The organism is Kordia sp. (assembly GCF_022447245.1).
In the GTDB taxonomy this organism is placed as follows: Bacteria; Bacteroidota; Bacteroidia; order Flavobacteriales; family Flavobacteriaceae; genus Kordia.
The window spans coordinates 1-26,511 of the sequence record NZ_JAKVBC010000016.1; the positions used below are offsets into that span (position 1 = coordinate 1).

The following is a 26,511-nucleotide window of genomic DNA, read 5'->3' on the forward strand; positions in this document are numbered from 1 at the left end:
TGAAACATCCTGTAAGTACATTTTCTACACGTACATAGATCGTTTGGTTGTGTGGGTTAATGTTTCCATAAGCTGTTGCATTTGGAATTTCGTTCACATCATTATCAGCATCTTCTGGTGTTTCGTGATAAGTAACTGTTACCTGTCCTGGCAATACACCTCCTGTAATCTCACTCTCTGCATTGGTTAAATCAAAGATTCCGATTCCGTCATTGTCCGTATCACAGTATTCTAATGAAGTAGGAGCGTTTGAAATAGGAGCTTCACTCACAACGATATTAAAATTTGTTGTACTGAAACAACCAGTAATTCCATGCTCTACACGTACATATATGGTTTGTGGATTACTTGTATTTGAAAAAGGAACAGCTAATGGATTTGTATTATTATCCGCATCCGCTTGACTAAGGAAGTATTGTACAGAGACATCCGTTTGAGTTCCTGAGATAGCAGCTGACTGAGCGTTTAAATCTACAGAAGTAAGGCCATCAAAAGGTGTTTCATCACAGACAATTAAATCTGCAGGCATAATGGCTACAGGATTTTCATTGATGATTAAATCAAAGTTCATTGCAGTATTCACACAGCCAGTAATTGTATTGACTGCACGTACATATATGGTTCTTGGAAATGTAGTATATGGACTCACAATAGCAGCTGTATTTGTATCAGCATCTGCTTGTGATTCATGATAGGTGACATCAATATTGGCTTGTCCGTTGATTACTTCTGGATCTTTGGTTGTTAAATCGAAAGTAAATTGGCTCGCAATGTCACTACAAACCACATAGTTAGTCACAGGATTTAGGTCTGGTAAAGGATTTACGGTGAGCGTAATATGTTCTCCTAAACCTAAACAAGCATTGTTAGCGTCGCTATCCACACGAACAACAATATTTTGAACATTTGGAGAAGCATCATTTCTGTGATTACTAATATCTACAATGGCATTTTCTTCAGCTAAAGCATCTGCAAAGTTTTCGTAATAAGTGATTGTAAGTGTTTGACCTGAGGCCGTAAATAAAGCATTGATTTGTGCATCAGCATCGCTAAAGTCAAATGCAGCTATTCCATTGGTGTTGTCTCCATCGACTACATCATCATCACAAATTTCATAATTCACTTGAAAAGTATCTGGAATTTGTGTTGCTGCAACAATTAAGTTTACTTCCGCAGTACGGAAACAACCATTTACAGTTTCAATTCTTGCAAAAACTTGTCCGCCATTACCACTATTATACGCAGTGTCATTTGCAATTGGACTCGTAGCATTTTCGGCATTTGTTAAACTTGTGTAGTAAGTAAATGTTTCGTTGGCTGCATCTGCTGAAAGTAAAGTATTTGCTTCTGTAAGGTTGAAATCAGACAAACCATCCGTATCATCATCACATTGACTTAAAGCAACAGGTTGCATGATTACAGGAAGTGGATGTGCAATTACATTAAAAGTTACGGTATCAAAACAGTTTGGATTTTCAATATTTTCTATACGGGCTACAATTGAATTTCCTCCAGCAGTAGTATTTACATACATAGTTGGTAATACATTCATAGAATCGTTTGCATCTGCTTGATTGGCATAATAGGTAATATTGAATTGCATATTGTCTTGTCCACCAAGAACTTCTGTATCTATTGTAGAAAGATCGAAAGTAGTAAAACCATTGGTATCGTCTCCATCAGCGGTATCATCACATAATTCATAATTCATTACCGTATTAGCTGTTGGTTGATCAAACACGTCAAAATCAAATGAAGTTGTATCAAAACAAACAGTGTTATCATTATTTTCAATACGAATGAAAATAGTTTCCAATCCATAAGCAACTTGATTTGTATATGGAGTAGTTAGAGGATTCATGTTCATGTCTGCATCCGCTTGATTTCCATGATAGGTTACTGTAAATTGCATCCCATCTTGTCCGTTTAGTACAGTTGAAGTAAACGAGTCTAAGTCTAAAGTCCACGAACCATCATTGTCATCATCACAGATTAGCTGATCTTCAATTGGATTTGCTGTAGGTGATGTAAATATCATAACATTGGCTTCTCCCATCAAAGGACATTCACCATTATTTTGTTCAATTTGAACTTCATACAATCCTGCATCAGCTAAAGTTACATTCGTTAAATCTAATTGAAAAGTAGTTTCCGCCAAAGGATTTCCATTGAGAGTCCAAGTGTAAGTAGCTCCTGGAATATCATCGGCCATCAATGTATAACTTTGCGTTGTACATAAGGATAGTTCTGTGGAAGAGACTCCATTTCGTATAATATCAACTGGCGTTGCAAATAGTGATTGGATAAAAGGAGGTAATCCAATTCTAGACAGATTTGTGTTTGTATTGGTTATATCTAGCAATATACCATTTTCATTATAAACAACTGCGGCACCAACAGCTTCAGGATTTTCAATTACACCTAAAAAGCGTCCTGTATTGTTGATATCATTAAAGTCAAGTAAAGCTCGATAAATTCTTCCATCGATTCCTACTTGGATGGCCCCAGCAGAAAATGTAGAGGAATTATCTACAGTAAATTGAGAACCTGGGATATCTGCTGCTAATAAGTCATATTGTAAAAGTAAGCTATTTCCTGCTCCACTATTTCCCAATCCAATAGTTGCATATAGTTTTGTTCCTTCTGGAGAAAATTCTACACCGTAAGGAGCATCACCGTCATACAATTCTAACTCATTACTAACAATTCCTGTATCATTGTCAAAGTTATATAACATCACTTTTCCAGGACCATTTCCTCCTTCAACATTTGTCAATCCTAAATGTGCAGCGGCTAGTTTGTCACCTTGAGGAGATGCTTTTAAATACCCAAGTGCATTTCTACGATATCCTGAAATAGGAATTTCAGTTGGTGTAGTACTGATAACAGGAGTTGTAACAACTCCTGTGCCTTCGATTTTGTATGCATAGAAACTGTCAGAAAAATGAGTTAACACCCAAAACGATTCACAATCAGCACTTTTTATAGCAGTGATTTTTTCAGAACATTTATAAGCAGCTTCAAGAGGGTTGTTAATGTCATAGGAAATTAAGGGAGTATTTCTTTCAATAACATCACCAATTGATCCATTAGAACCAATTACCGAAATATCTACAACAGAATAATTTAAACCGTTGTTTTGATTGTCATCTTGCTCTAGAGGAAAGTTGTCAATATTATCCAAGTTTTCGTGATGTGGTTCATCAACCGTGAAAATATAGTAAATATTTGGGTCTTGCGGGTTTGGAACTATGAGAGCAGAAGAAGTGCTAGATGGATCTCCAAAAAGACCAGTAGAATTTCCAGTAACTCCAAAATAATCTCCATTGGGCATTACTGTGTGATTTCTATCCCAAACTGTCCTTCCGTCAGTATAAAATAATAAGTTTCCATCTGGAGTGGATATTGTAGCACAACCTTCTAAGGTGTCTAGACTTCCGTCTGTAACAGCAGTTACATTTCCTGTGTCAGGATCAAATTGCAAGCCAGCATTTTGACCAAAATACCAGTTAGCGGCTTCACCTTGTGCAAATAAGATTGTTGGAAGGGTAATAAGAATGAATAGTAAAATTTTTTTCATCTGTAATTGATATTTTCTAAAACATTTAATGCTCAATAATCCAGTTTAATAACTCTTTTGTGGAGTTATTATTTTATATTTTTGAGAATTGTTCTTTTTTAAATGCGAGTATGATTGAAATAACAATTTATAAAAGTTACCAGCTTTTACGTATTATATGGGGAAACGATGGTTTTTTTTATAGTGAGATACTTCATAGCAATTTTTCCATACTCAATAGCCGTCAAATATAATAATTACCAACTAAAAAAAGAGCGAATTGCTTCGCTCTTTCTGTAAAATCTACTTGATTTATATACTATTTTGTTATAAATCTCTTTTCTTGAGTAATCTGTAGGATAAAAAGATATAAATGGCAGTCCACGAAAGCGCTATGACAATTTCATACCAATGTACAGCATAATCTGTTGCCATAATCTCTGTTGGATTGTTTACGTTTGCCATTCGTATTACAGGTTGATCTATCAAATTCCATAAAGATGTATATGGCATGAATTGAAAGATCGTATTGGCAGTTTCTTCATTTGCCCATTCGAATTTTGTCAACGCATAAAAGATCATTTCAGCGATGTACAAGATGAATAGGAAACCTAATGAAAATGCAGAACGCTTGATCAATACTCCTACAAATAAACATAAACTAAAAAATGTGAGGAGTTTTGCAAAGTAGCCTAAGATAAATTCGGAACCGTTAAAAATGGTATCAAAATATAAGTCAGCAGAAGGAGAATGCATTATTCCTAAAAATAAGGTAATTACAAACACAAGTGCCGTTACAACAAGACTATATGCTAGAATGAAGTAAAACTTTGAGAGAATGACATCTTTTTTGCTCATACCATCAATAAGGTTTTGCTTCAATGTCCGATTGCTGTATTCGTTTCCAATCATGGAGACGACGACAATGGCAAAGAAAAACTTGAAAAAGGCAATAAAAAACGTTGTAATATGCCAAATATAAGGAAATTCAAATATTTGTGTTTCAGATAAGTCAATAGTGAATAATCCGAAGAAGTTAATTTTTATTGAGGAAAGGATTAATATAGATAGAGGAAAAACAAACGAGATATAAATTAATATTCTACTGGTTCTGTTTAACCATAATTTTTGGAATTCTATTTGTAATAAACGTAACATAGTCGTAGCTGGATAAAATTAGTTAGATTGGTTTTCAGTAAGCATCAAGAATTGTTCTTCTAAACTTTCTTTACGATTTACTAGGTGCGATAACACAATACCTTGATCGAACATAGCTTTGTTGAAATCGGCTGCATTTAAGGGTTTTGTAAGGAAAGCTTTGATAATTTCTCCTTCTTTAGTTACTGTACCAAAAGCCTCATGCTTTTCTAAAAAAGCAATGAGTTCAGCTTCTTTATCAGCTTTTACCTCAAAAAATCCTTGACTCGCCACCATTTCATCTACGCGACCCGAATAGATTTTTACGCCTTTGCGTAAAATTACCACATGCGAACATACTTTTTCAACTTCATCCAATAGGTGGGAAGCCAATAGTATCGTGGTTCCTTGCGTTGCGATGTCTTTAATAATCTCTCTAATTTGATGTATTCCTTGGGGATCCAATCCGTTTGTAGGTTCGTCTAAAATTAAAATTTCTGGATCATTCAATAGAGCAGAAGCAATAGCCAAACGTTGTTTCATTCCTAAAGAAAACGTTTTAAACTTACTGTCTTTACGATCGATAAGACCAACGATTTTTAGTTTTTCATTAATCTTATCTTTAGATACGTTTTTAATTTTACAAACCAGCTTTAAATTGTCATAAGCCGTCATATATGGGTAAAAATTTGGACGCTCAATAATTGCTCCGACACGCTTTAAAGCATCATGTACAGCAACTTTGCCATTAAACCAATTAAAGTTTCCAGAGGTTTTATTTACAACATTTAAAACCATTCCTAACGTAGTAGATTTTCCACTTCCGTTTGGTCCTAAAATACCGTAAACATTGCCTTTTTCGATGGTAAATGATAAGTCTTGTACCGCTTTGACGTTCTTGTAATTCTTACTCAGATTTTGTAATGTGAGGATGGTATTTGCATTTTTCAAAGTGATATAGTTTTTTGATTGATATATACTTGACGACTGATTTTTAAAATTGTTACAAAATATACAGAAAGCTTTTTAAAAACAATATCTTATTGAAATCTTAATTTAAAATTAGATTTTTCTAAAAAGCTGTTAAATCACGTATGAATGGGTACAAACAAACCAATTCTAGCTTGAAATTAGCTTAATGATTAAAATTCCGTATTACTTTAGATTCACTAATACGTACTAGTAATGGTGAAAGCTGAAAAACCGAATCGTAAATAGAGTAGGCAAATTAAAATTAGAGAATTATGTTAAAAAGTATTTTAAAAATTCAAGGAGTTTCGGAATTAAACAAAACTGCACAATCAAAAATTACAGGAGGCAATGGCGGTGTAAGCGAAGCTGATTGTAATAGATGCGATGGTTTTTATGTAGGAAATGGTTATTGTGTAGTTGATTCTTCGCGCCAAGCTTGTTTGGATGGATTTCCCGGCTAGGAAGTATCTATTATACTCAATAAAAATATAAGATGAAAGCCTTTACTGTTGAAGTAAAGGTTTTTGTTTTGAGTTTTTAAACCGTAACGCAAGTTTTTTTGATAAGATACTGTATTTTTAAATCTGAATACAAAATCAAAATACAATCCATCAATGGAAGAACCAATAATATCCAAAAAAAAACCTGCATTTCCAGTAAATACATTACTTAGTGAATATTTGTCTGAACATGGAAGAACCATAAAAATCCCCATATTTTATGACGATTTACTGCGGTTTCAAGGCTCTATTGTTTTGCATGATGCAAAAGGAAATGATACACTTTGGGTACGTACCTATTACAATGAATTTGAACGTGAAGAAATAGATTTAAGCCTGAAAAAGGTGTATTCTATTCTACATTCCGATGGAAATGAAGATATTATTCAATACCTAAATGTAGATGCGATCGATTATTGCACGTTTGGAAATTCAAAACCATTCCGAGTTAAAATTCGAAATATTATAAATGATAATTACATCTATTTTTATGTAAAAACCGCTGATGCTTCTAGAATTTATGGTTTGGAGTTGGAGCATATTTTATCTCCCAATAACCTGAATTTTTTAGTGTATAAAAATACATTGATAGAAGAGCATATAGCAGGAATTCCAGGGGATGTTTTTATTGAAAATATGCTCAATGATTGCACTACCTCCGAAAAGGCACAAATTGCGAAAGAGTTTGTAAAGTTCAACGAACGTTGTATGATTCGATTGTTAGGAGACATGCGTTCCTATAATTATGTCATTGTACCGACACATGATTTTGACAATGTTGTTTTTAAAATCAGAGCGATTGATTTTGATCAACAATGTTATGAAGGGAAATTTAAAATTTATATGCCGCAGTTTTTTAAAGAAAACTATAAAATGGTCAAATTGGTTGGAGAAAAATTGCAAGCAGATTCCATAGAACAATACAAAGCAGAAGAACGTTCCATCATTGCAAAGCGAATGTTGAGTTCCGAAAATCGTATTCAGGAATTATTGGCATGTATGCAGCAAGATACCTTATCGACCAAAGAAAATGTAGCAATGCTTACACAACGCGTTTTTGAAGTTACCAGAGATGTAAATTTTAAAAATCTAACTTCTATGGGTAATATATTAAGTGAAGCATTGCATTTTGTGCGTAGAAATTATGAGAATGTGAAACGATAAAATTAACTTTTGAACGATCATTTTATGAATTGATAAAATAGTAAGTTTCTCCGAGTGCAAACGTACAAATCCAGCAAATATTCTTCATGTAAAGCTCGTTTATTCAATAATTTAGTACCTGAAAATGGCAAAGGCCAAAAAGATACATTAACAATTAAAGTTTTAAATTATGAAGAAACGAAGTATTAAGAATTTGAATTTAAATAAAAGGTCTATTGCATCAGTTAACGAGATTAATTCTAGAAAAGGAGGAAATCATAGTGAAGATTTGTCTTGTTACTCTCCCTGTGGAGGATATTATGCTACAACGGGTTGTTATCCAAATCCATTAACAACACTACCACCAATAACAAGAATCGATCCTCCTCAACCACTTATTATTCTTATGGATGAAGAAGATGATATGGCGTAAGTATAAAAAAGCCTTTACTGTAACAGTAAAGGCTTTTAATTTTTATCCTTTTTGTTCTTTATTAAAATAGACTAAGTAATAATACATTTGCTTTTCTTCATCCCAACCTTTTTCTACATACTTCTCTGCAGATTCTGGATTGATAAAATCCTTTTTAATTTGAATATTGGTATCTAAGCTGATTGTATTTTTGATACTTTTACGCGCAGAAGAAACCGCTTTGTTGGCAATTGGAAATTCTGAAACATCTTCAATGCTATATTTTGGACCTTTTTCTACTTTATAATGTTTAAACTCTGGAATTAAATCCGGGTTTTCAATCACATCATTTAAAAATTCAGTTTCTTCAAAGGTATCGTTTTTGGCAAAGTGATTTACCGCACGGTTCATAAACATTACTTCTTCCTTTTTGTCTTCCGCAGGGAAAACTACGTCTTTAGCAAAGTTTTGACAGAACTTTAGGTATTTTTTTGTGTAAAAGTTTTCATCCTCGTATACATCTACACCTAAGAAATGATCTAACCAGTATTTTGTATCGTATTTGTTGCTGTCAATAGAAAGGATTTTATAACCTTCTTCTTTGTTTACGTTAAAAATGATGCAACCTTTATCTAATTTGTTTAATGAAATCCCTTGTTGTAATAATACTTCTATATTGCTTCCATTTTCTTCAAATTGCAAGAAATCGTGTTTAATCTCTGATTTGAAAATACCAACTGCATCTACTTTTTCATTGTCGATCACTACATTTTCAAAATGTCCTACATATACTTCACCACTTTTAATATGTGGATGTTGTGATTGTTCAAAAAGTAAAGAAGTAACTTTCTTTGAATTTTCATGAACTGTAGAAGGATCGTTAAAAATATCAGTTACAATAGTAAATAATTGATTGAACTCTAAATCAACTTCATTGGTAAATTGAAAATAATTTTCTTCTTTTTCTCTGAATGGTTTAAAGAAGTATTCTTTTAATAGTGGAGTAATTTCGTCCGTTAATTGATACGGCTCTGAAGAAAGAAACACATTTTCGTTTCTACTTTTGTTTCCTACCTTGTGAATAGAAATCGTATTTACTTGTGCACTGTATAAATTGATCATTTATTAGGGTATTGTATTTTGTTTTCTGAGAATAAAAGCATCAAAAGCAAAATCTGATTTGTACAGAAGCTTTTGTTGCTCGGCAAAAGTACTAGAAAAAAAGTTATAAAATGACTTGCCGTAGCTTGTTTTTATTCACAATGAAAGACAAATAATTTTAGATGATACTGACAAAAAAAATTAAACACTTGTTTTAGTTTTCTATGATAAAACCTGTTTTTGGTATCTTTATTGATGCAAAAAACAAAAGCATTATCATGAAAAATCGACTAAAAGTTACACCAATACGAAAGTATAAGACACCACGTTATCCTTCTTATCTTGATGAGAGCCCTTTATTAATGTCTCGAAAGGTTACCAAAACGGGATACTATGCAACTGCACTTTTAGGTGCTTTTGGGCTTTTTGCGTTTTCAACAAATTCTAATGCTACTGCAGAATTAAAGGAAAATCCAATAAAGTTTAAAGAACTCGGTTTCCCACACACATACGCGATGTATGGTACAGGTTTACCTGATAGGCTTGATCGTGAAACCGCTGTAGATATTATAGATTCTATATTTTTGGCCAATAAAATTGAACTTTCAAAAGAGGTTCCAATTTCTAAAAATGGATTGAGTTTTAATGCAACAGGATACAATGAAAAACACAATATAGGCTATGTTTGGCTCGATCATCAAAGTACTGCTTCTGATTGTTTTAATTCATGGAGAAGCAGCTTAAATAAGTCTGCTTTATTGCCACAAGATTTGGATGCCCATAACAAATTAATGAAAGAAGTAGGAGATAGTTATGAGGGTTATCAAAAGGAAAAGGACTTTTTTGAAAACTTAATCAAGCAAAGAGGTTATTATAAATTGTTGAAAATAAAAAGATACTTGTGGCGAAATGATGCTCTAGAACAAAAAATAGAAACATATCTAAGAGAAAATAAAAATTATTTAGATGTAGACTACGGAAAAGAAATTTTAGAACAATATGATAATGAAAAAGTTGATTTGAAAGAGATGGAGCAAATTGTAGATGAGAAAGATACAAGCATTGCTACATTTTCAAAATATGATAGTCGATTTGCATATAATTCGTTTGGTGTTTATGAAAAAGATGAAAATGGGAAGTTGGTTTTAAAAGAAACTGATACAAAAAAAGAAGCCATAAAAGATTTAGAAAATCTCGTTCAAGAATTTATAGATTGGGCAAAATCAGAAGGGAGATTTTAATGAGCAAAGTGATTAAATATACAGTGAATTTTCATATTACTCACGACTGTAATATGCGTTGTAGCTACTGTTATGCTGGCGATAAAGTTAAAGCATCTATGTCGCAATCAACTATTGAAGCTTCTATTGATTTTGTAGTAGGAGAAGTACAACGAAAAAAAGCAAACAAACTAGTTATTGCGTTTTTAGGAGGTGAACCTTTGATGGAAAAACAACAACTTTTTTACATACATGATACATTTAAAAAAAGATTAGGAGATGAGGTGAAAATAGTAGGTCAATTGTCAACAAATGGTTTGTTACTTACCGATAGTTTGATGAAAGAACTTACGGAAAGAAATATTATGGTGTCATTGAGTTTAGATGGAACTCCTGAAACCATGCAAAAACAGCGACCTACGATTGGGAATTCCGATTATTCTAAAATCATGCAACGCACCATTAAAAGTGTCTTAAAATATAATCCTTTTACAAATGCCTTTTGTGTAGTTACACCTGAATCTTCAAAAGAATTATACGATAATATCACTTGGATTTATGACCAAGGACTACATTTTATTAATTGTACATTGGATTATTCGGCACAATGGACGTATCAGGATTTTGAAGTTTTGGCCACAGAATACGAAAAGTTATCAAAATGGTATGAAGAAAGATGCAATAATGTAGAGCATTTTTATTTGAGTAGTTTTGATGAAAGAATCCAAACACATACAAAGAAACCTGTTGCATGTGGGAATAAATGTAGCATAGGAAACAATCAAATTTCAATTGCTCCAAATGGAGATATTTATCCATGTATGCAATTTGTAAAACCAGCACATCAGGCAGATAAAAGTGTACAATTAGGAAAAGTTAAGGGAGGTGTTGTTGCTTCTAAATTATTACAACTACAATCAGATATCATAAAAGATAAACCTGAATGCTCTGGGTGCAAATTAAAAGATCGTTGTTCTACTTGGTGTTCGTGTATTAATTATTCTTCTACAAAAAGTGTTTCAAAAGCAAGTCCAGTGGCATGCCACCACGAAAAAATGTTAATTCCTATTGTAGATAAAATGAGCGCTAAACTTTGGAAAGAGAAAAACCAATTATTTATTCAAAAACATTATAATCCGTTGTATTCTTTTGTAGCGCAAGCAATGACAACTTATAAAGGATAACTATTTAGAGAACTTGCTGAAAACTTATACTGAGCTTGTTGGAGCTAGTTCCAGTTTTCATCAAAGTTTAAACTATCGTAATCGTTGATGTCTAAATCGTCATCACCTTCCAATCCATACGGATCTTCCTCGGCTTCAAACTGCTTGTCAGGCGCACTATCTGGCAAAATTCCGTGAGAGAATAATAAATTTGGGTACGATATTCCCTGAATAGGTTCTGCAATTTCTGCCAATTCTACCAAAAACGTCCACATATTTAGAAAGTCATACACATAAATCATACGTGTTTGATCTTCTGAAAAAGCACTGTCTAAACTTGTTTCATTCATCAAACGAACCGAAGCTTGTCCTTCGCTCATATCAAATTGTGAAATTTCCTCACCTTGATTCCATTCATCATCACTTACATAAAAAGACGCCATTTCCATTCCGTCAAAACCGAATGCTTGTGTATAGCATTACTGAAGTCTTCAAGCGTTGCATCTTCCTGAATCTCAATATCTCTAAAGATATCTTCAGTTGCGTCTAATATTATTCTAAATCTAAAAATCATGCGCGTTAAAAAATTGGGATTGCAAATTTACAAAGTTTTCTTTGTTAAAGATACGCTTTGTTAAAAATTATTCTTTTTCTAATTGTTAGGAAGAAAAATAAACAGTTTGAAAGCTTTTTTATCCTACATTATAATTTTATATTTAGGGTGACTATACTATTAAGAAAAACTAGCTTTTACACTTAATCCTTTATGAAACATTTAGTAACCATTTTCACATTCTTTCTATGTTGTTCATTTTCAACGACCAGTCTGCAACAAAAAACTGATTTAACACTTTTGTGTGCTACAAAATGGCATATGTCATACATGGAAGTAGATGGAGATAAACGTGATTTTGCTTCAGTATCAGATGAAGAAAGTTGGATGATTTTTCACGAAGATGGTGAACACGAAATCATGTCAATTGGTGTAAAATATTCAGGAAAGTGGAAATACGAAGAAGATACTAACGAACTTCATTTAACTGATGAAACAGGATTAACCATACAAAAAATAGAAAAATTAACCGTTAAAGAACTGATTCTCTCCTTCAGTTTTGAGGGGAAAAAAGGCAAATTATTTCTTATTAATAAAGAAGGTTAAGCAGTTTTTATGGCTTGACTATTTCGTGCTTTGTTAGCTTCTAAGATCAAATAAAATTGAATTCCGAATAATATCGTGGCTAAGACAATGTGTATGGTTTGTGTTCCAAATGGGAAGTCAAAATAATACATGGCAATTCCCGAAAGGATTTCTAAGGCTAATAAAACCATTACCCAATATACTTTTCCATACCCTAATTTTAGCTTTCTGAAACGGTAAAACAACCAAACATTTACTAACAATACAACAATAGAAAATGTACGGTGAATATAAAAATCGAGTTCAGGATTGGCTAACCATAACGATTGTCCAGTTTCACCAATAGCTTTGATTTGTTCGTCTACAAACTGTCGAACTTGTGTTCCTAAGATCGTTTGGATCATTGTTAATACTATGGAAGCGTATAATAGTTTTTTAAATAAGCGATCGCTTTTATGTGCTTTTGTTTTGCTAGATGTAATATGTACAATGTATAATAGTGCAGCTACAATGATTAGCGCCATGATCATGTGAATGGTAATTTTAAATGGTGCTAAATTTGAATCAACTACCGTTTTTCCAAGCCAAGCTTGGAATCCCATACCAGCTACGGTAAAGAATGATAAAAATGTAATGATTTTTTTTTCGTTCCAGTACCAACATGAACCTACGAAAAGTAGTAACGTGGCTAAGCCAGCTAAAGCTCCAAACAAACGATTGATATACTCAACCCACGTATGAAACGCATTAAAGGTTGCATAATCATGCTCAGTGTATGGTTCCCAATTTTCTTGTTTAAACGTTGTGGAAGTTGTAAAATCTTCTTTGGCCACTTGCAAAGCTTCATCTACAATAATCACCATTCCGTCTTCATAGGTTTGATTTGGTTGCCATTGTAATTGTGATTCTTCTGTTGGAGGAATAAAGTATCCAAAACATTTTGGCCAATCTGGACAACCCATTCCGCTTCCTGTCATACGCACAAATGCGCCAGCAATAATAACTAAGTATACTAAAACTAAAGTAATTTTGGCAATGTTGTGAAAATGTTTCTTCATTTATCTTTCGGTATTTTCTACGAGTCCTAATTCTTTTCCTTTGCGGATCATATATGCATGTGCTGCTTCGTATTCATTTGGAATATCGCCTTCCAGAATTGCTTCTTTAATGGCGTGTTTTATGATTCCGATTTCTCGGGAAGGTTTTAAATTGAAAGTTTTCATAATTTCTTCACCAGAAACTGGCGGTTGAAAATTACGTATATGATCGCGTTCTTCGACTTCAATAATTTTTTCACGAACGATTTTGAAATTATTGTGATAACGTTCAAATTTTCGCGGATTTTTCGTGGTGATATCTGCTTCACAAAGTGTCATTAAATCTTCAACATGATCACCTGCATCAAACACCAAACGGCGTACAGCAGAATCCGTCACACCATCTTGTGATAGTACAATTGGGCGCGAACTCATAACAACCATTTTTTGAACAAATTTTACTTTTTCATTCAACGGCATGCGCAAACGCTTGAAGAGTTTGAACACCATTTTTCCACCGACAAATTCGTGTCCGTGAAATGTCCAACCTACTTTTTTGCTAAAACGTTTGGTTGGAGCTTTTCCTATATCATGTAACAATGCTGCCCAACGCAACCAAACATTGTCAGTATGTTCAGAAATGTTGTCTACAACTTCTAAGGTATGGTAAAAATTGTCTTTGTGGCGTTGCCCTTCAATTTCGTCAATACCTTTTAGTGCTACTAATTCTGGTAATATATAAGGTAATAGCTGTGTTTTTTCTAAAAGTATAAACCCTATAGAAGGTTTTGTACTCATGAGAATTTTATTCAACTCTACTACAATACGTTCTTTTGAAATAATTTTAATACGATCACAATTACGTGTAATAGCTTCTAACGAAACAGGATCGATTTTAAAATCCAATTGCGTTGCAAATCGTATAGCACGCATCATACGTAGCGGATCGTCTGAATAGGTAATATCTGGATCAAGTGGTGTTACGATTCGTCTATTTTCCAAATCTTGTAAACCATTGAATGGATCGAGTAAATCCCCAAAAGTACTTTCATTCAAACTCAACGCCATGGCATTGATAGAAAAATCGCGACGATCTTGGTCGTCTTGAAGTGTTCCGTTTTCTACCGCAGGATTTCTACTGCCACGTTCATAACTTTCTTTACGAGCGCCTACAAACTCTACTTCAATTTCCTTGGTTTTAATCATGGCAGTACCATAATTTTTAAACACTTGGACTTTAGGTTTGTTTGGTAGGAGTGAAGCGACTTTTTTTGCCAAATCAATTCCACTTCCTACTGCCACTACATCAATATCTTTTGCATCTCCACGTTTCAACAAGAAATCGCGTACAAAGCCGCCAATTACATAGGTTTCCAATTGTAATTCGGATGCTGCTTTTGAGATGGTTGAAAATATATCGAGTTGTAAGGCTTCTTTGTAATTCATTAATTCTACTACTTGGAGCGTTTTTTGAAGTCTAGAAGTTGAAAAGTTTAGAAGTTTATTAGTGTAAAGATTGCTAACAACTAATAACCAGCAACGAGCAACAAAACTACGCTCAAATTATCTTAATTTCTCCATTTGATCACAATTGAACGATTGCTGATGGTTTGGAGTTATTTTTTTGCTGTGCAAATTTACGAATGTTTTCGGGAATTTTAGTTAGATATGAGCATTCAGTATTGAGAATTGAGATTTTTTCAAAGAACAATTAAATATTCATCATCCAAAAGAAAACTAATAATTGCAACTTTGATTGAAAATAAGTAAATTACTTTGAGTGAAAGTAAGTTGTTTATTACATGTTTGAATTTTTAAAGAAAAAGAAATCTATACAGCCTAATGATATTAAAGGTTTGTGGTTAGGATATTTTAAAAATGACCATATAAATTGGAATACTAAATTTCCTTTTTCAATGGATATTGTTAAAGTGCAAAGTTCACACGAAAATAATATTATAAAAATTGAAGGTTTTATCCTTGATAAGCATAATAAATTGACTTCTGATTTTTATGGTTCTATCGATTTAAAGAAAAATTCTTTAGAGTTTGTGAAAAAGTATTCAAAATTGGCAGCAGAAAGAATTGATTACTCAAAAGGGACAGTAGATACAGAGTTTTATGACTTTGATTTTTATGTAAAATATCATGGAAAGTTAGTAAAAAGAGGAAAGCGGATGAAAGGAAAATGGAAGGTTTCGGATGATACTATTATAAGATTTCACCAAGATGAATACTTAAGAGAAAAATCAATAAGATTGCCAGAAGATTCAGGGAAATGGGAAGCTGTTAAAATACATTCAAAAACCAGCAATGAATAGCAAAATTACACTCGAATAATTTTTATATCTCAATTAGAACGCAATTGAATGATGGTTGAAGGATTTACTGTTTAAGCAGTATCTTTAAGATTCACTACGTAATCTACGTTCGTTTTTATTGCGCTACTAATTTCTTTAAAACTTTTCGGTGTTGGTTGTCCACTAATATTCGCAGAAGTAGAGACAATAGGACGTTTGAATTTACGAATGAGTTTTTGGCAAAATTCATCATCAGGAATACGAATCGCTATGGTATTGTCGGCAGCGACTAAGTTTTTTGCAATTCCTATAGGATTGTCATAAATAATCGTAGTGGGTTTGTCAGAAGCTTCGAGTAATTCGTAAGCAACTTCAGGAATGTTTTCTACAAAGCGTTCTAACATTCGAATATCACTTACCAAACAAATTAGTGCTTTGCTTTCTTCGCGTTTTTTTAAAGCATAAATTTTTGCAACAGCTTTTGGATTTGTAGCATCACAACCCAATCCCCAAACCGTATCTGTAGGATACAGAATGGTATTCCCCATTTGCAATTGATCTAAAGTGTTTTGAATTTCTTCTGTCATGAGTCAAAACGAATTTGTTGTTTCTGTTTTAAGGATTTGGATAAATGTGCACCTTTCCAAACGAGTGAAAGCATGAACCATTTTTTAGGTTTGATGAGAAAACTTATACAAAAGTAACTTCTGATAAATATATATTTAGCGTACGAATAATTCTTTTTAATCACATATAAATGCGAAATCATGCCTTCTTTGCTAATAGCTTCGGAAACACCTGTACTTACGCCTTGATAGTGCAAAATTTTTGCTTCTGGAATTAACACACTTGAATAGCCTTTTTGTCGTAAGCGGAAACAAATGTCCATTTCTTCAAAGTAGAGAAAAATATTGCTGTCAAATCCACCAACTTTTTCAAAGGCTTCTCGTCTAAAGAACATAAAAGCTCCATTGACAAAATTTACACTCACAGGTTCTGTGTATTCTTTTTTACGTTTTGGAAATTTACTAGACCAATTCTTTTCTAAAAAACTGCGTCCTAACAACAACTTACGAATGCCTTTATCATGATCAAATGAAATCACATGTTTGTTGTGTTCATCATAATTCTGAGCTGTAGTTACACCAACTTTCGGATGATTCTCCATGTAAGTATGCAAAATCCCTAAACAATCATTTAACAACATGGCATCATTGTTCAAGAATAAAATATACTTTCCATTGGTAAATTGAGCTCCAAACATATTTCCACCGCCAAAACCAGTATTAATCACACTTCTATGTAATGAAATATGATCGTGTTTAGGGAAGTTTTCCTGTAAATGAGCAAAGTCTTCAGGATTAGAATTATTATCAATAACTACAATTTCATAAGACAACGATTTGTCTGTAAAAGTAACGACTGAATTGATACAATCTAATGTGTATTTTGCCGTGTTATAATTGATGATAACTATAGAAATGTTTTTCATGCGATCAGTTGTTGCGCAAAATTACACAATTTTATATTGAATTTTATACTTTAGCCTCAAACACAAACCACAATTATGGGACTTCGTTCAAAATTTAAAAAATACCTTTTACATAAAAGATTACCGATGGAAACATACGAACCTATCAAAAAGACTAGACCGGAAAAGATTAAAGAGATGGTCACGGCTTGGGCAGGTTTAGAATTGATTATTGAGGATATTTTAGAGCGTTTCGATATTGGTCGTGATTCTTGTATTGAATTTGGTGTTGAATTTGGCTATTCTTCGGTTGTATTCTCTAACTTTTTTAAAGAAGTAAAAGGAGTGGATATTTTTATTGGTGATGAACATACAGATCACAAAGGTGATCATTACGAAAAAACGAAAGCTTCTTTAGCAGGATATACAAATATTGAATTGATCAAGTCTGATTACCGCGATTGGATCAAACAAGATGATAAACAATACAATTTTTCACATGTAGATATTGTACACAATTACAAAGAAACCTACGAATGCGGATTGTGGGCAGCACAGCATAGTGAATGTACTATTTTCCACGATACAGAAAGCTTTCCAGAAGTACGTAGAGCTGTAATTGATATTGCGAAAGCTACAGGAAAACGTGTTTATAACTATCCACATTGTAACGGATTGGGAATTATCGTATAAATTGTATTGAAGTCTCCTAAAAAAATACTCATTATTGCGCCTTTTGCTTTTGGATATACAGCACATATTCAAAAGGCATTACAGCAATATGAATCGGTTGAAGCTAAAATTTTATACTTAGATCAACCAGCATTTCATTATAAAAATACGTTTCATAAGGCGCAGAATTTCTTTTCAAAACTATTTTTAGGAAAGAATCTAAAAAAGACTTTTGTTACCGATCGTATTAAAGCATCCTTACATGAACTTGGTGCACATGATGAAATTTTTATCATTCGTCCAGATATGTTGAATGATGAAGTTTTACAATTTATCAAAAGTTTTACAAAGAAGTTTATCGCGTATTATTACGATAGTACACGTCGTTTTCCTCGAAAAGTAGAAATCATTTCTATGTTTGATAAAGTGTATAGTTACGATTGTTTAGACGTCTCAACATACAACTTATCTTTTTTAACGAATTATATTTTTGAAGAAAGCAAGCAGACTGATGTTGACTATCAGTTTTTTAATATTTCTACGAATGATTATCGTTTTCCGTTGATAGAAAATTTGGCAAAATATCTCAAAGAAAAAAACTGGACGTACAATATTCAAGTCTATAACGGAAGCGAGATGCCTGCAGAACATGTGGAGATTATTACCACGCAGAAGTCTATTCAACAAGTATCTGAATTGATACAAAAAGCCAAGATTATAGTAGAAATACAACGCACCGAGCAGGTAGGTTTATCATTCCGAATCTTTGAAGCTTTGGGACATCATAAGAAGTTAATTACAACGAATAAAGATATTGTGAATTATGATTTTTTTCATCCACAAAATATCTTAGTTGTGGATGAAAATAATATTGAGATTCCAGAAGAATTTGTGATGTCTCCCTACAAAGAAATTGACGAAGGAATTCTTTCCAAATACAAAATAGAAAATTGGGTGAAACCTATTTTTGAATTGTAAAAAACACCATGATTACCCATGTAATAATGATGTTTTTTGTAGGAGACCTATTTTAGATTGCAGCTTTGTAAATTTCCTTTTCCAATTCTTTGAATGCTTTTTCTTGTGAGCTTTGTAATACGGCTTCTTTTATTTTGCTCGTAATAATCTCTATGATATTTCTTCTTGCTTTTACACTTTTTCCAAAATATGCATTCATGACTTTGTTAGGGATGATGTGATTGATTTTTATAGTGTTTTGATTTACAAAAAATGCTTTTATAGCATGCATACCACTTTTTTTAAGGACGATGCATTGTTCCATTTGTCCATTACTGTCTGTTCTTTGTTCCCAAATATCATACTCTTTTGAACATGCATGACCTGATGTTTTTTCTAAAAACTGATGTAGTTTGTCCAAAGAGTTGTAATCATTTTTGATTTCGATTAAGTTTTCCATTGTTATTTTATGTTTAGAATACAGTTTGTTTGAAACAAAGAAACTCTTTCGTAAGCAAAAAATAAATTGTTACAATTGATGTTTTATAAAAAATCAGCTATAAATAATGCGTGTTTGTAAAGTGATAGTGAAGGTTTTTAGATGTTGAGATCAATTTTTATTTAACTAAAAAAACACCCTGTAAAATGATTCATTTCAAAGTCAATTTGCAGGGGAAATCTTAATGATCTCTAGGCATGCAATTACATTTATGATCTCCAGTTTCAGATACACATAATGAAGTAGCTCTATTACAGCAACCAGTCCTCCTCGGCAAGGACCTTCGCAAGTTGCTCCTATTCCTCCCAAGATACCTCCGCTCATATTAGCTACTGATTTTTTGTTTAATCTTAACGATTTAATCTGTTGTCTTTTCATGATAAATATGTTTTTAATTAACTATGTAATAGTTTTTCAATACATATTTTGTTATCCATGATTTAAACCAAAATAAAATACCATTATCACAATGTAATAATGGTATTTTCTCTTAAAAAACTAATAAAATTAAGGCATGTGCATCTGTGTCAAGCAGTTAAGAAAATTATTAATTAAATGTAACAATATCCTTTTTTCGTTATTGTAGCGTATATGTAACAACGGCGCCGCCTTCATATTCTAAGACGCTTCCATCTTGAAGCAATATTTCATTTCCTCCAGTATTAAAGTTAAATCCAAATAGAAGTTCATTTGGAAACTCAAAAGTAATTGTTGTTTCATCTTCAGAAAGTGTTCCAATAAATTGCAATTCATTTTCATTATAGAAAAACTTAATAGTGTCGCCAACTTGCATGTATGTATTTGCCGTTCCATCTGCATGCCAACATTGCATTCGTTGTGATAAATTTCCATTACCGTCATTATCTACATATAATGATACAAAATCAAGTGTTGGATTTGAAACTCTAAAATTATCACTAAAACTAAAAGATAGATCAGAACATAGTTGTTCCTCCATCAAATTTGTTGAGTATACACCATCTCCATTTACATCAACAGGCGCGTCAATTACAAATCCACTTCTAAAATAGGTTCGTCCTAAAATGGATGGCGGATTGTCAGGTACACAATCGGTATTGTTCTCCGTAGCTTGTACAGGTATTAAATCAGAGTTAACATCATCTACATTGCAAGCGGATAGCATTCCTAATAGAATTGAGGTAATCAATAATTTTTTCATAGCGGTTTTGGTTTAATGTTTACATCTTAGATGTTTATGTATGAAAAAGGTTGCGTGGTGTTTTTTACTAAATGCTGAATGCTAAATAAAAACTTCTAATGCCTATTACCTAATCTCTAATTCCTGATATTCAAAAAGCTTACAACAAGCAACGATACACTTTTTCGTATTGTTTGGCAGTTGCATTCCAGTCAAAGCTTTGTGCGCGTTGAATGTATGCGTTTTTGTAAGATTCTTTGTTGGATTCAAACGTATGCATTCCTTTGTTAAAAACTGCTGCCATATACTCAGCGTCGTAATGATCCCAAAAGAATGCATGATCACCACCAATTTCAGGTAAGGAAGTTTTGTTGGATAAAAATACAGGTTTTCCAAAACGCATTGCTTCAATAGGAGGAATTCCAAAACCTTCTCGCAAGGACGGAAATACAAATGCACTACAGTTTTGTAAATAATATTGCTTGTCAGTGTCACCAATTTTTCCAGTAATCAATACACGATCTTGTAGTTTGTGTTTTTGAATGGTTTCTGCAAGCTTTCCATTTGCGTATTCTGTATTGTTATTTCCCGAAAGGATTAAATTAAAATCAGGCAATGAGGCTAACATTTCCACTAAAGTATGGAAGTTTTTTCGAGGTGTAAATTCGCCAATACTAAATATATACGGTTTATCAGAGGTAACTTTTGGCTGATAGTTTTCAGGAAGCGTCACTTCACGAATTGGATTCCCATTATAAATTACATATTCAGGAACATCAGGAACCTCAAAATATTTATGAGTTGAAGCTTTAGCAAAGTTTGAAATGTATGTGATAGCGCTGCTTCGCTCTAGTTTTTCACGAAAACGTACATTTCGTTCATGATGCATGTCACTCGATTCTTCCTCAATGAAATTAACATCATGAACTGTTAGTAAATATGGAATATTATGATACGGTTCAATTTTGATATTTTGGTTTAGCGAATGCCACAAATCGTATTTTTTACGAATGCGCATCAAAGGATACCGGCGAAAGGATTGATACTTTTTATAATCAAAGTAATTTCCAAACTCATCTTTAAGTACGTTGAGGTTTTTCGCGTGAAGCGTCATTTTAAAATCGTTAATTTGCGCTTCATACAATCCTTTTATCAAATGATAATTAAATTGTCCAAAGCCAAAATGCAAGTTCTTGATATTATGCGATTCTAAAAAAACGTTTTTCATGTGTTCGAATTTATTACTTTTTGGTGGTCATATGCAACTTCACATGAACCATTTTTCTTAATGAATAGACATTGTAACATTTCGGTTTCATCTCGTAAATTATTCAATTTTTCTGTACATGGTCCACAATTGCAAATAGCGCTTAAATACTGAAAAAGCATGTACATAACATAAAATAAAACCTTCTTTTCCATCTAAAATTCCCAAGCGTAAAAAGTATTGATGCACAAAACGATAGAAAGGGCGAAAGAAGAAATGATATGCATTCGGACGTACATTTTTTTTATACAAAGCTTCTGCTTGCAAACGACTGTAATGACTCAGTTTTTCATTGTAATTGTCAAAACTCTTATACGTTTGATGTGCAACGGCATTTTTAAGTTTCCAAATCTTTTCACTAGTTTCAATGGTTTCATGAACAGGTTTTCCGTTATAACGGCAGTAATTTTTATTGAATAAGCGCACTGAAATATCTGTTTGAAAACCGCTGAATTTCATGCGTTTTCCCATGAAATGAAAATCGCGCTTTACATGATACGCTTTCATTGGATTGTTTAAATTTACAGTCGAAATAATTTCATCCGCTAAAGCTTTTGGAACTTCTTCATCCAAATCAAAAAATACAATCCAATCGTGGGAAGCTTGATCAATAGCATAGTTTTTCTGTGACGAAAAATCATCAAATTTTCGCTGAAGCAAGGTTACATCATGTTTCTTAGCAAGTTCTACAGTAGAATCCGTGCTAAACGAATCTACAATAATAATTTCGTCAGCAAAGGAAAGTTGCTCAATATATTTCTCAATATGAGCTTCCTCGTTATACGTAATTGCTAAGGCACTAATTTTTGTGTTCATATATTGATGAAGCTACTTTTTTCTTTGAAAGTAATGTAATCGCGACAAAAGTAATGATTTTAGGAAGAATATATAGCTGTAAAGTTTTACGTGTTTTTTCTTTATATCATGAAAAGGTGTGTTTAGAACATTTTTCATTAAACATATAACATTAAAAATATGAGTTTACAATCAATTTACTAATATGATTGAAATTAATTACTTACAAAAAGAAGGGGAAATAAATTGTTAGCCTCAAATTAAACCAAATTATTATGTGTGCACGAGTTATGTATACGCCGATTGAAAAACAAAGTTATGTAGGACGAAATATGGATTGGGCAGACAATCCAACGCCCCAATTATGGGCATTACCCTCCAAGATGAAAAGAAAAGCTATGGTAAAAATATCGGGCTGAGAAGAGTTTAAATGGACATCAAAATATAGCAGTGTTATTGTATCTAATTTTGATATTTCAAATACCGATGGATTGAATTCTAAAGGACTGACCGTAAATTTATTATTCTTGCCTTCCTCTGAGTATGCTGAAGGACCACATCACGAAAATGCATACCAATAAGCATGAGTATTTGGGCGCAATACATACTAGATGTTTGTAATAATGTAAAAGATGCTGTTAATGCAATGCGAGATATTTACATTCAAACTACTAAAATTCCTGGTAGCACAAAACTAGTTACTTACCACTTATCAGTAGGAGATAAAAAAGGAAACTCTGCTATTTTTGAATATATGAAAGAAGAATTGCATGCTTTTACCAATGTGAGAGTATTTAAAGAGTATCCACACAAAATACATTATTATAATTTAGATCAGAGACGTGTTATGACAAACGATCCGCAATTCAATGTACAAATAGGATCGTTGGTGTATTAGGATGAACTTAATAAAAAATATGAGCAAAATGGAGCTCCAGCATTATTGCCAGGATCAAATTTAGCTTTAAGTCGATTTGTAAGAGCAATCTATTTTACAAGACAATTGCCTGTAGGTATTACAGATAGTTCACTAGCTTTAGCAAGATTGGCATCTGTTATCAATACTGCAGCCCAACCAGCTACCAAAAATGAAGGTTCTGGTACTGACGATTTAAGCAAAACACAATACATTTTTTGTAGATTCAACAAGTTTACAATACTATTTCCGTTCCACGTATGGTCCGTTTTTAATTTGGATAAACCTAACAGATGTCAACTTTGATAAATTAAAAGGTAAAAAAGGATATGCCTTCAAACTGGAATTAGATGAAAATGAAGTTTTAAAGATTGCAATAGAGGTTATGTAAGTGGAAATATGAATCAATACTTGAAAATAGAAAAATTATTTACGTTTTTACCAAAACCGTAACCTGTTATACTTTTAGTTGTTGCAAGTTGAATAAGTTTAGTAGTTTTGTTGTGAATTTATATTAGACAGATGCCAAACTTACCTATTTTAATGTATCATGCCGTAACTGCAGATGCTTCTCAAAGTAAAGGACTCACCATTTCTATTGAAAAATTAGAAGCACAATTTCAATACCTGCAAAAAAACGGGTATACAAGTTTACATTTTGGCGACTTGCAACGATTAAAATCACCTGCCGATTTTCCAAAAAAAGCAGTCATTATTACGTTTGATGATGTCTATATAAATCAACTCGAATTGGCGTATCCATTGCTTCAAAAATATAACTTGAAGGCGTGTTTCTACATTCCATTTCAATATGTTGGTGGTATTGATGAATGGAATACAGGAAAAGAAGAAATTATGTCTGTAGCGCAACTCAAAAGCATGGACCAAGCAACAATTGAACTTGGTTTGCATTCGTTTGCGCACAAAAAATACGATCAACTATCTGTAGCAGAAATCAATGAAGATTTTGAAAAGTGTGAAGCATTTATTGTTGAAAATCAATTGAATGTAAGTAATGTGTTGGCATATCCATACGGAAAGTTTCCGCGAAAAAATCCAGAACAACAAACATTTTTTGAAACCTTGTATGAGCATAAAGTTGCGTTTGGATTGCGTATTGGAAATCGTATCAATAAATATCCTTTCAAAAATAATTACGAAGTACAACGCCTAGATATTAAAGGAGAAGATTCTTTACGAAAATTTGTGTCTAAGTTGCGTCGTGGAAAGTCACTTTTCTTCTAATACAGAACGAATGAAAAAAGTATATCTCATACTGATTCTTGCTTGTTTATTCAGTTGTAAAAATGACCAAACAAAGTTTTTGACAGAAACAGTTCCTGCAGAAAAACCATTACTTTTTAAAGAAGAACTTACACCTAAAAACAAGTTAATTCACAAAGGAATATTCAGTCCAGATTTCAAAAACTACTACTATACATTATCAAACAAAGATTACTCACAATTTGATGTATATGTAATAGAAAAAAGAAAAGGAGATTGGTCTATCCCTGAAAAAGCTTTTTTCAATAGTGAATACAATGACCATGGAATGAGTTTTTCTCCTAATGGAAATACGCTCTATTTTAGTTCTACCAGACCAACAAATGTAGAAGGTGTTGCTAAAACGTGGCATATTTGGAAATCAGAAAAGAGCAACGGAAAGTGGAGCAAACCTGTATACGTAGATATTCCTAACTTAAGAGACAAAGTAGTTTCACATCCTATATTGACGAACGCTGGAAATTTATATTTTCATGCTAGCAATTTAGATTATAGTAAAATGGATATATATCACTCTAAAAACAATAACGGTACATTTGGAAAAGCACAGAAAGTTTTAATGGCAACAAATTTAAATGGAGATAAATGTACACCGTATGTTTCTTATGATGAAGAGTATATGCTATTTGCTACCGTAGGAAATCAACTGGATTTATATATTAGTTTTAATGATGGTACAGGAAATTGATGTAATCCTAAGAAACTAAATAGTACAAAAAATACGTCTGGAAAAGGAAATCCTTTTGTAACTCCAGATCATAAATGTTTATTCTACACAACTGGAAATCAAGAAGGTACTCATTGGAATGTTAAGTGGGTAGATATAGCTTCGGAACTCAAGAAAAAATAAACGCTTAGCTATTGTCTTTACAGGCAAAAGAGTTCTTAGGGAAGAACTCTTTTGGTAGTAATAAAAAAGGGGTAATGCATTTAATAAAATACACTATTTAAAAGTACAATTTATTGCTAATTGGTTTAGTTTTTTTAGATAAATGAAAGGGATTTTATAGATGAACGGCATTAAAATCTGACAAACGACAGTTTAACGAATTCCTTTTTTGAGAAGCATCAATTTTACATAACGCGAAAATACGCCATAAGCATTAATTCCGGCAACAGCCAAACCAGGAACGCCATCCATAAATCCACGTTTTACAATATACTCATGGAAAAAGCGATACATCGGTTTAAAAGCTAAATGAAAATAAGTAACTTTTTTACCTTTTTCTAACATGCGCTCAGCTTGAAACCATGCATAACTATCTTTTTTGCTGATGTAATGCAGTAAGCCTTTATATGTGTAGTGTAAGACTTTGTTTTTTAACTTTCCAACAGTTCCATCCACAATGAGTTTTTCATGTACATTTCCTTCAAAATGACACTTTTCACGCTCTACCAATCTCGTAACATCATTGTTGTGATAATACAAAAAACGATTCATATAAAAGTGCGGAAAGTTCAATTTATACGCCGTATGTTTTCCAGAATTCATTGCGGCAATGATCTCTTTTTGAAGCTGATATGTAATGCGTTCGTCACCATCTAAAAATAGTACCCAATCGCAAGTAGCAAATTGCAAGGCATGATTTTTTTGATTGGAAAAATTATCAAACTTTCTAGAGAGAACTTTGCAACCATGAGCTTCTGCAATCGCAACGGTTTCATCGGTACTGAGTGAATCTATCACAATAATTTCATCAGCAAACTGTACCGAATACAAGGCGTCTTTCAAATACAAAGCTTCGTTATACGTAGGAATTATGACAGATAGTGTTAGCATGATAAATTTAAAGCACAAAAGTACATATA

At 32.7% G+C, this 26,511-nt stretch carries 27 protein-coding genes and 2 pseudogenes; 14 read left to right on the forward strand and 15 right to left on the reverse strand.

Going from position 1 to position 26,511, the window contains the following annotated elements; all coding sequences use genetic code 11:
* The 3 genes and pseudogenes from MK119_RS12170 to MK119_RS12180 form a co-directional block, all read right to left on the reverse strand.
* Nucleotides 1-3,580, reverse strand: a pseudogene (locus MK119_RS12170) (CUB protein); the annotation flags it as partial.
* Nucleotides 3,581-3,886: 306 nt separating this feature from the next.
* On the reverse strand, nucleotides 3,887-4,717 hold the full coding sequence (locus MK119_RS12175) for an ABC transporter permease subunit (RefSeq protein WP_290679039.1): 831 nt from the start codon (nucleotides 4,715-4,717) through the stop codon (nucleotides 3,887-3,889).
* Nucleotides 4,718-4,735: 18 nt separating this feature from the next.
* Complete coding sequence (locus MK119_RS12180; protein WP_290679042.1) at nucleotides 4,736-5,647, reverse strand: ATP-binding cassette domain-containing protein; 912 nt, start codon at nucleotides 5,645-5,647, stop codon at nucleotides 4,736-4,738.
* A gap of 293 nt (nucleotides 5,648-5,940) precedes the next feature.
* Here MK119_RS12180 and MK119_RS12185 point away from each other — a divergent pair, with 293 nt between their 5' ends.
* From MK119_RS12185 to MK119_RS12195, 3 genes are all read left to right on the forward strand, one after another.
* Entirely contained in the window at nucleotides 5,941-6,129 is a 189-nt protein-coding gene (locus MK119_RS12185; RefSeq protein WP_290679045.1) for a hypothetical protein, read from the forward strand.
* A 153-nt stretch (nucleotides 6,130-6,282) separates the two neighbouring features.
* Complete coding sequence (locus MK119_RS12190; RefSeq protein ID WP_290679048.1) at nucleotides 6,283-7,332, forward strand: hypothetical protein; 1,050 nt, start codon at nucleotides 6,283-6,285, stop codon at nucleotides 7,330-7,332.
* 169 nt (nucleotides 7,333-7,501) lie between these two features.
* On the forward strand, nucleotides 7,502-7,744 hold the full coding sequence (locus MK119_RS12195) for a hypothetical protein (protein ID WP_290679051.1): 243 nt from the start codon (nucleotides 7,502-7,504) through the stop codon (nucleotides 7,742-7,744).
* 42 nt (nucleotides 7,745-7,786) lie between these two features.
* Here the strand turns inward: MK119_RS12195 and MK119_RS12200 are convergent, their stop codons facing one another.
* On the reverse strand, nucleotides 7,787-8,845 hold the full coding sequence (locus MK119_RS12200; RefSeq protein ID WP_290679054.1) for a nucleoid-associated protein: 1,059 nt from the start codon (nucleotides 8,843-8,845) through the stop codon (nucleotides 7,787-7,789).
* A 257-nt stretch (nucleotides 8,846-9,102) separates the two neighbouring features.
* Between MK119_RS12200 and MK119_RS12205 the strand changes: the two genes are divergently transcribed.
* Together MK119_RS12205 and MK119_RS12210 are read left to right on the forward strand one after the other, a co-directional pair.
* Complete coding sequence (locus MK119_RS12205) at nucleotides 9,103-10,065, forward strand: hypothetical protein (RefSeq protein WP_290679056.1); 963 nt, start codon at nucleotides 9,103-9,105, stop codon at nucleotides 10,063-10,065.
* Nucleotides 10,065-11,228: a radical SAM protein gene (locus tag MK119_RS12210; protein ID WP_290679059.1), complete on the forward strand. Its 1,164-nt coding sequence runs from the start codon at nucleotides 10,065-10,067 to the stop codon at nucleotides 11,226-11,228. The genes MK119_RS12205 and MK119_RS12210 overlap by 1 nt, the downstream gene beginning before the upstream one ends.
* A 44-nt stretch (nucleotides 11,229-11,272) precedes the next feature.
* On the opposite strand, the pseudogene MK119_RS12215 reads toward MK119_RS12210, so the two are convergent.
* Nucleotides 11,273-11,781, reverse strand: a pseudogene (locus tag MK119_RS12215) (hypothetical protein).
* A 309-nt stretch (nucleotides 11,782-12,090) separates the two neighbouring features.
* On the opposite strand from MK119_RS12215, the gene MK119_RS12220 reads away from it, so the two are divergent.
* On the forward strand, nucleotides 12,091-12,366 hold the full coding sequence (locus tag MK119_RS12220) for a hypothetical protein (RefSeq protein WP_290679062.1): 276 nt from the start codon (nucleotides 12,091-12,093) through the stop codon (nucleotides 12,364-12,366).
* Here the strand turns inward: MK119_RS12220 and MK119_RS12225 are convergent.
* Together MK119_RS12225 and MK119_RS12230 are read right to left on the reverse strand one after the other, a co-directional pair.
* Nucleotides 12,363-13,403: a COX15/CtaA family protein gene (locus tag MK119_RS12225; RefSeq protein WP_290679065.1), complete on the reverse strand. Its 1,041-nt coding sequence runs from the start codon at nucleotides 13,401-13,403 to the stop codon at nucleotides 12,363-12,365. The two genes, MK119_RS12220 and MK119_RS12225, sit on opposite strands and share 4 nt — an antisense overlap.
* Nucleotides 13,404-14,828 (reverse strand): HD domain-containing protein, encoded by a 1,425-nt coding sequence (locus MK119_RS12230; protein ID WP_290679067.1) that lies wholly within the window; start codon nucleotides 14,826-14,828, stop codon nucleotides 13,404-13,406. It lies immediately after the preceding gene.
* A 356-nt stretch (nucleotides 14,829-15,184) separates the two neighbouring features.
* Between MK119_RS12230 and MK119_RS12235 the strand changes: the two genes are divergently transcribed.
* Nucleotides 15,185-15,703, forward strand: a complete 519-nt coding sequence (locus MK119_RS12235; RefSeq protein WP_290679069.1) for a hypothetical protein — start codon at nucleotides 15,185-15,187, stop codon at nucleotides 15,701-15,703.
* A gap of 71 nt (nucleotides 15,704-15,774) precedes the next feature.
* Here the strand turns inward: MK119_RS12235 and MK119_RS12240 are convergent, their stop codons facing one another.
* Both MK119_RS12240 and MK119_RS12245 read right to left on the reverse strand, forming a co-directional pair.
* Entirely contained in the window at nucleotides 15,775-16,269 is a 495-nt protein-coding gene (locus MK119_RS12240; RefSeq protein ID WP_366512806.1) for an L-threonylcarbamoyladenylate synthase, read from the reverse strand.
* A complete protein-coding gene (locus MK119_RS12245; RefSeq protein WP_290679072.1) occupies nucleotides 16,266-17,174 on the reverse strand; it encodes a glycosyltransferase family 2 protein in 909 nt (302 codons plus the stop codon). Before MK119_RS12245 ends, MK119_RS12240 begins: the two co-directional genes overlap by 4 nt.
* Nucleotides 17,175-17,300: 126 nt before the next feature.
* Here MK119_RS12245 and MK119_RS12250 point away from each other — a divergent pair, with 126 nt between their 5' ends.
* Both MK119_RS12250 and MK119_RS12255 read left to right on the forward strand, forming a co-directional pair.
* Nucleotides 17,301-17,846: a class I SAM-dependent methyltransferase gene (locus MK119_RS12250; RefSeq protein WP_290679075.1), complete on the forward strand. Its 546-nt coding sequence runs from the start codon at nucleotides 17,301-17,303 to the stop codon at nucleotides 17,844-17,846.
* 6 nt (nucleotides 17,847-17,852) lie between these two features.
* Nucleotides 17,853-18,803: a hypothetical protein gene (locus tag MK119_RS12255; protein WP_290679078.1), complete on the forward strand. Its 951-nt coding sequence runs from the start codon at nucleotides 17,853-17,855 to the stop codon at nucleotides 18,801-18,803.
* Between the two features lie 52 nt (nucleotides 18,804-18,855).
* On the opposite strand, the gene MK119_RS12260 is transcribed toward MK119_RS12255, so the two are convergent.
* The 5 genes from MK119_RS12260 to MK119_RS12280 all read right to left on the reverse strand — a co-directional run bounded on the left by MK119_RS12260 (nucleotide 18,856) and on the right by MK119_RS12280 (nucleotide 22,523).
* Complete coding sequence (locus tag MK119_RS12260) at nucleotides 18,856-19,242, reverse strand: hypothetical protein (protein WP_290679081.1); 387 nt, start codon at nucleotides 19,240-19,242, stop codon at nucleotides 18,856-18,858.
* A gap of 201 nt (nucleotides 19,243-19,443) precedes the next feature.
* Nucleotides 19,444-19,605 (reverse strand): hypothetical protein, encoded by a 162-nt coding sequence (locus tag MK119_RS12265; protein ID WP_290679085.1) that lies wholly within the window; start codon nucleotides 19,603-19,605, stop codon nucleotides 19,444-19,446.
* Nucleotides 19,606-19,858: 253 nt separating this feature from the next.
* The gene (locus tag MK119_RS12270) at nucleotides 19,859-20,461 is read right to left on the reverse strand and encodes a hypothetical protein (protein WP_290679088.1); all 603 of its coding nucleotides are present in this window, start codon (nucleotides 20,459-20,461) and stop codon (nucleotides 19,859-19,861) included.
* A 139-nt stretch (nucleotides 20,462-20,600) separates the two neighbouring features.
* A complete protein-coding gene (locus MK119_RS12275) occupies nucleotides 20,601-21,668 on the reverse strand; it encodes a glycosyltransferase family 1 protein (RefSeq protein ID WP_290679091.1) in 1,068 nt (355 codons plus the stop codon).
* Between the two features lie 99 nt (nucleotides 21,669-21,767).
* The gene (locus tag MK119_RS12280) at nucleotides 21,768-22,523 is read right to left on the reverse strand and encodes a glycosyltransferase family 2 protein (protein WP_290679095.1); all 756 of its coding nucleotides are present in this window, start codon (nucleotides 22,521-22,523) and stop codon (nucleotides 21,768-21,770) included.
* A 254-nt stretch (nucleotides 22,524-22,777) separates the two neighbouring features.
* Here MK119_RS12280 and MK119_RS12285 point away from each other — a divergent pair, with 254 nt between their 5' ends.
* The 5 genes from MK119_RS12285 to MK119_RS12305 all read left to right on the forward strand — a co-directional run bounded on the left by MK119_RS12285 (nucleotide 22,778) and on the right by MK119_RS12305 (nucleotide 25,390).
* Nucleotides 22,778-22,921 carry a hypothetical protein gene (locus tag MK119_RS12285; protein WP_290679098.1) on the forward strand — a complete coding sequence of 48 codons (144 nt, stop codon included), beginning with the start codon at nucleotides 22,778-22,780 and terminating at the stop codon, nucleotides 22,919-22,921.
* A gap of 164 nt (nucleotides 22,922-23,085) precedes the next feature.
* Entirely contained in the window at nucleotides 23,086-23,400 is a 315-nt protein-coding gene (locus tag MK119_RS12290; RefSeq protein ID WP_290679101.1) for a linear amide C-N hydrolase, read from the forward strand.
* Between the two features lie 45 nt (nucleotides 23,401-23,445).
* Nucleotides 23,446-23,724, forward strand: coding sequence for a hypothetical protein (locus MK119_RS12295; RefSeq protein WP_290679104.1), 279 nt, complete (start codon nucleotides 23,446-23,448; stop codon nucleotides 23,722-23,724).
* Between the two features lie 216 nt (nucleotides 23,725-23,940).
* Nucleotides 23,941-24,663 carry a polysaccharide deacetylase family protein gene (locus tag MK119_RS12300; RefSeq protein WP_290679107.1) on the forward strand — a complete coding sequence of 241 codons (723 nt, stop codon included), beginning with the start codon at nucleotides 23,941-23,943 and terminating at the stop codon, nucleotides 24,661-24,663.
* Between the two features lie 10 nt (nucleotides 24,664-24,673).
* On the forward strand, nucleotides 24,674-25,390 hold the full coding sequence (locus MK119_RS12305) for a hypothetical protein (RefSeq protein ID WP_290679110.1): 717 nt from the start codon (nucleotides 24,674-24,676) through the stop codon (nucleotides 25,388-25,390).
* Nucleotides 25,391-25,744: 354 nt separating this feature from the next.
* On the opposite strand, the gene MK119_RS12310 is transcribed toward MK119_RS12305, so the two are convergent.
* Nucleotides 25,745-26,482 carry a glycosyltransferase family 2 protein gene (locus MK119_RS12310; RefSeq protein WP_290679113.1) on the reverse strand — a complete coding sequence of 246 codons (738 nt, stop codon included), beginning with the start codon at nucleotides 26,480-26,482 and terminating at the stop codon, nucleotides 25,745-25,747.
* Between the last annotated feature and the right edge of the window lie 29 nt (nucleotides 26,483-26,511).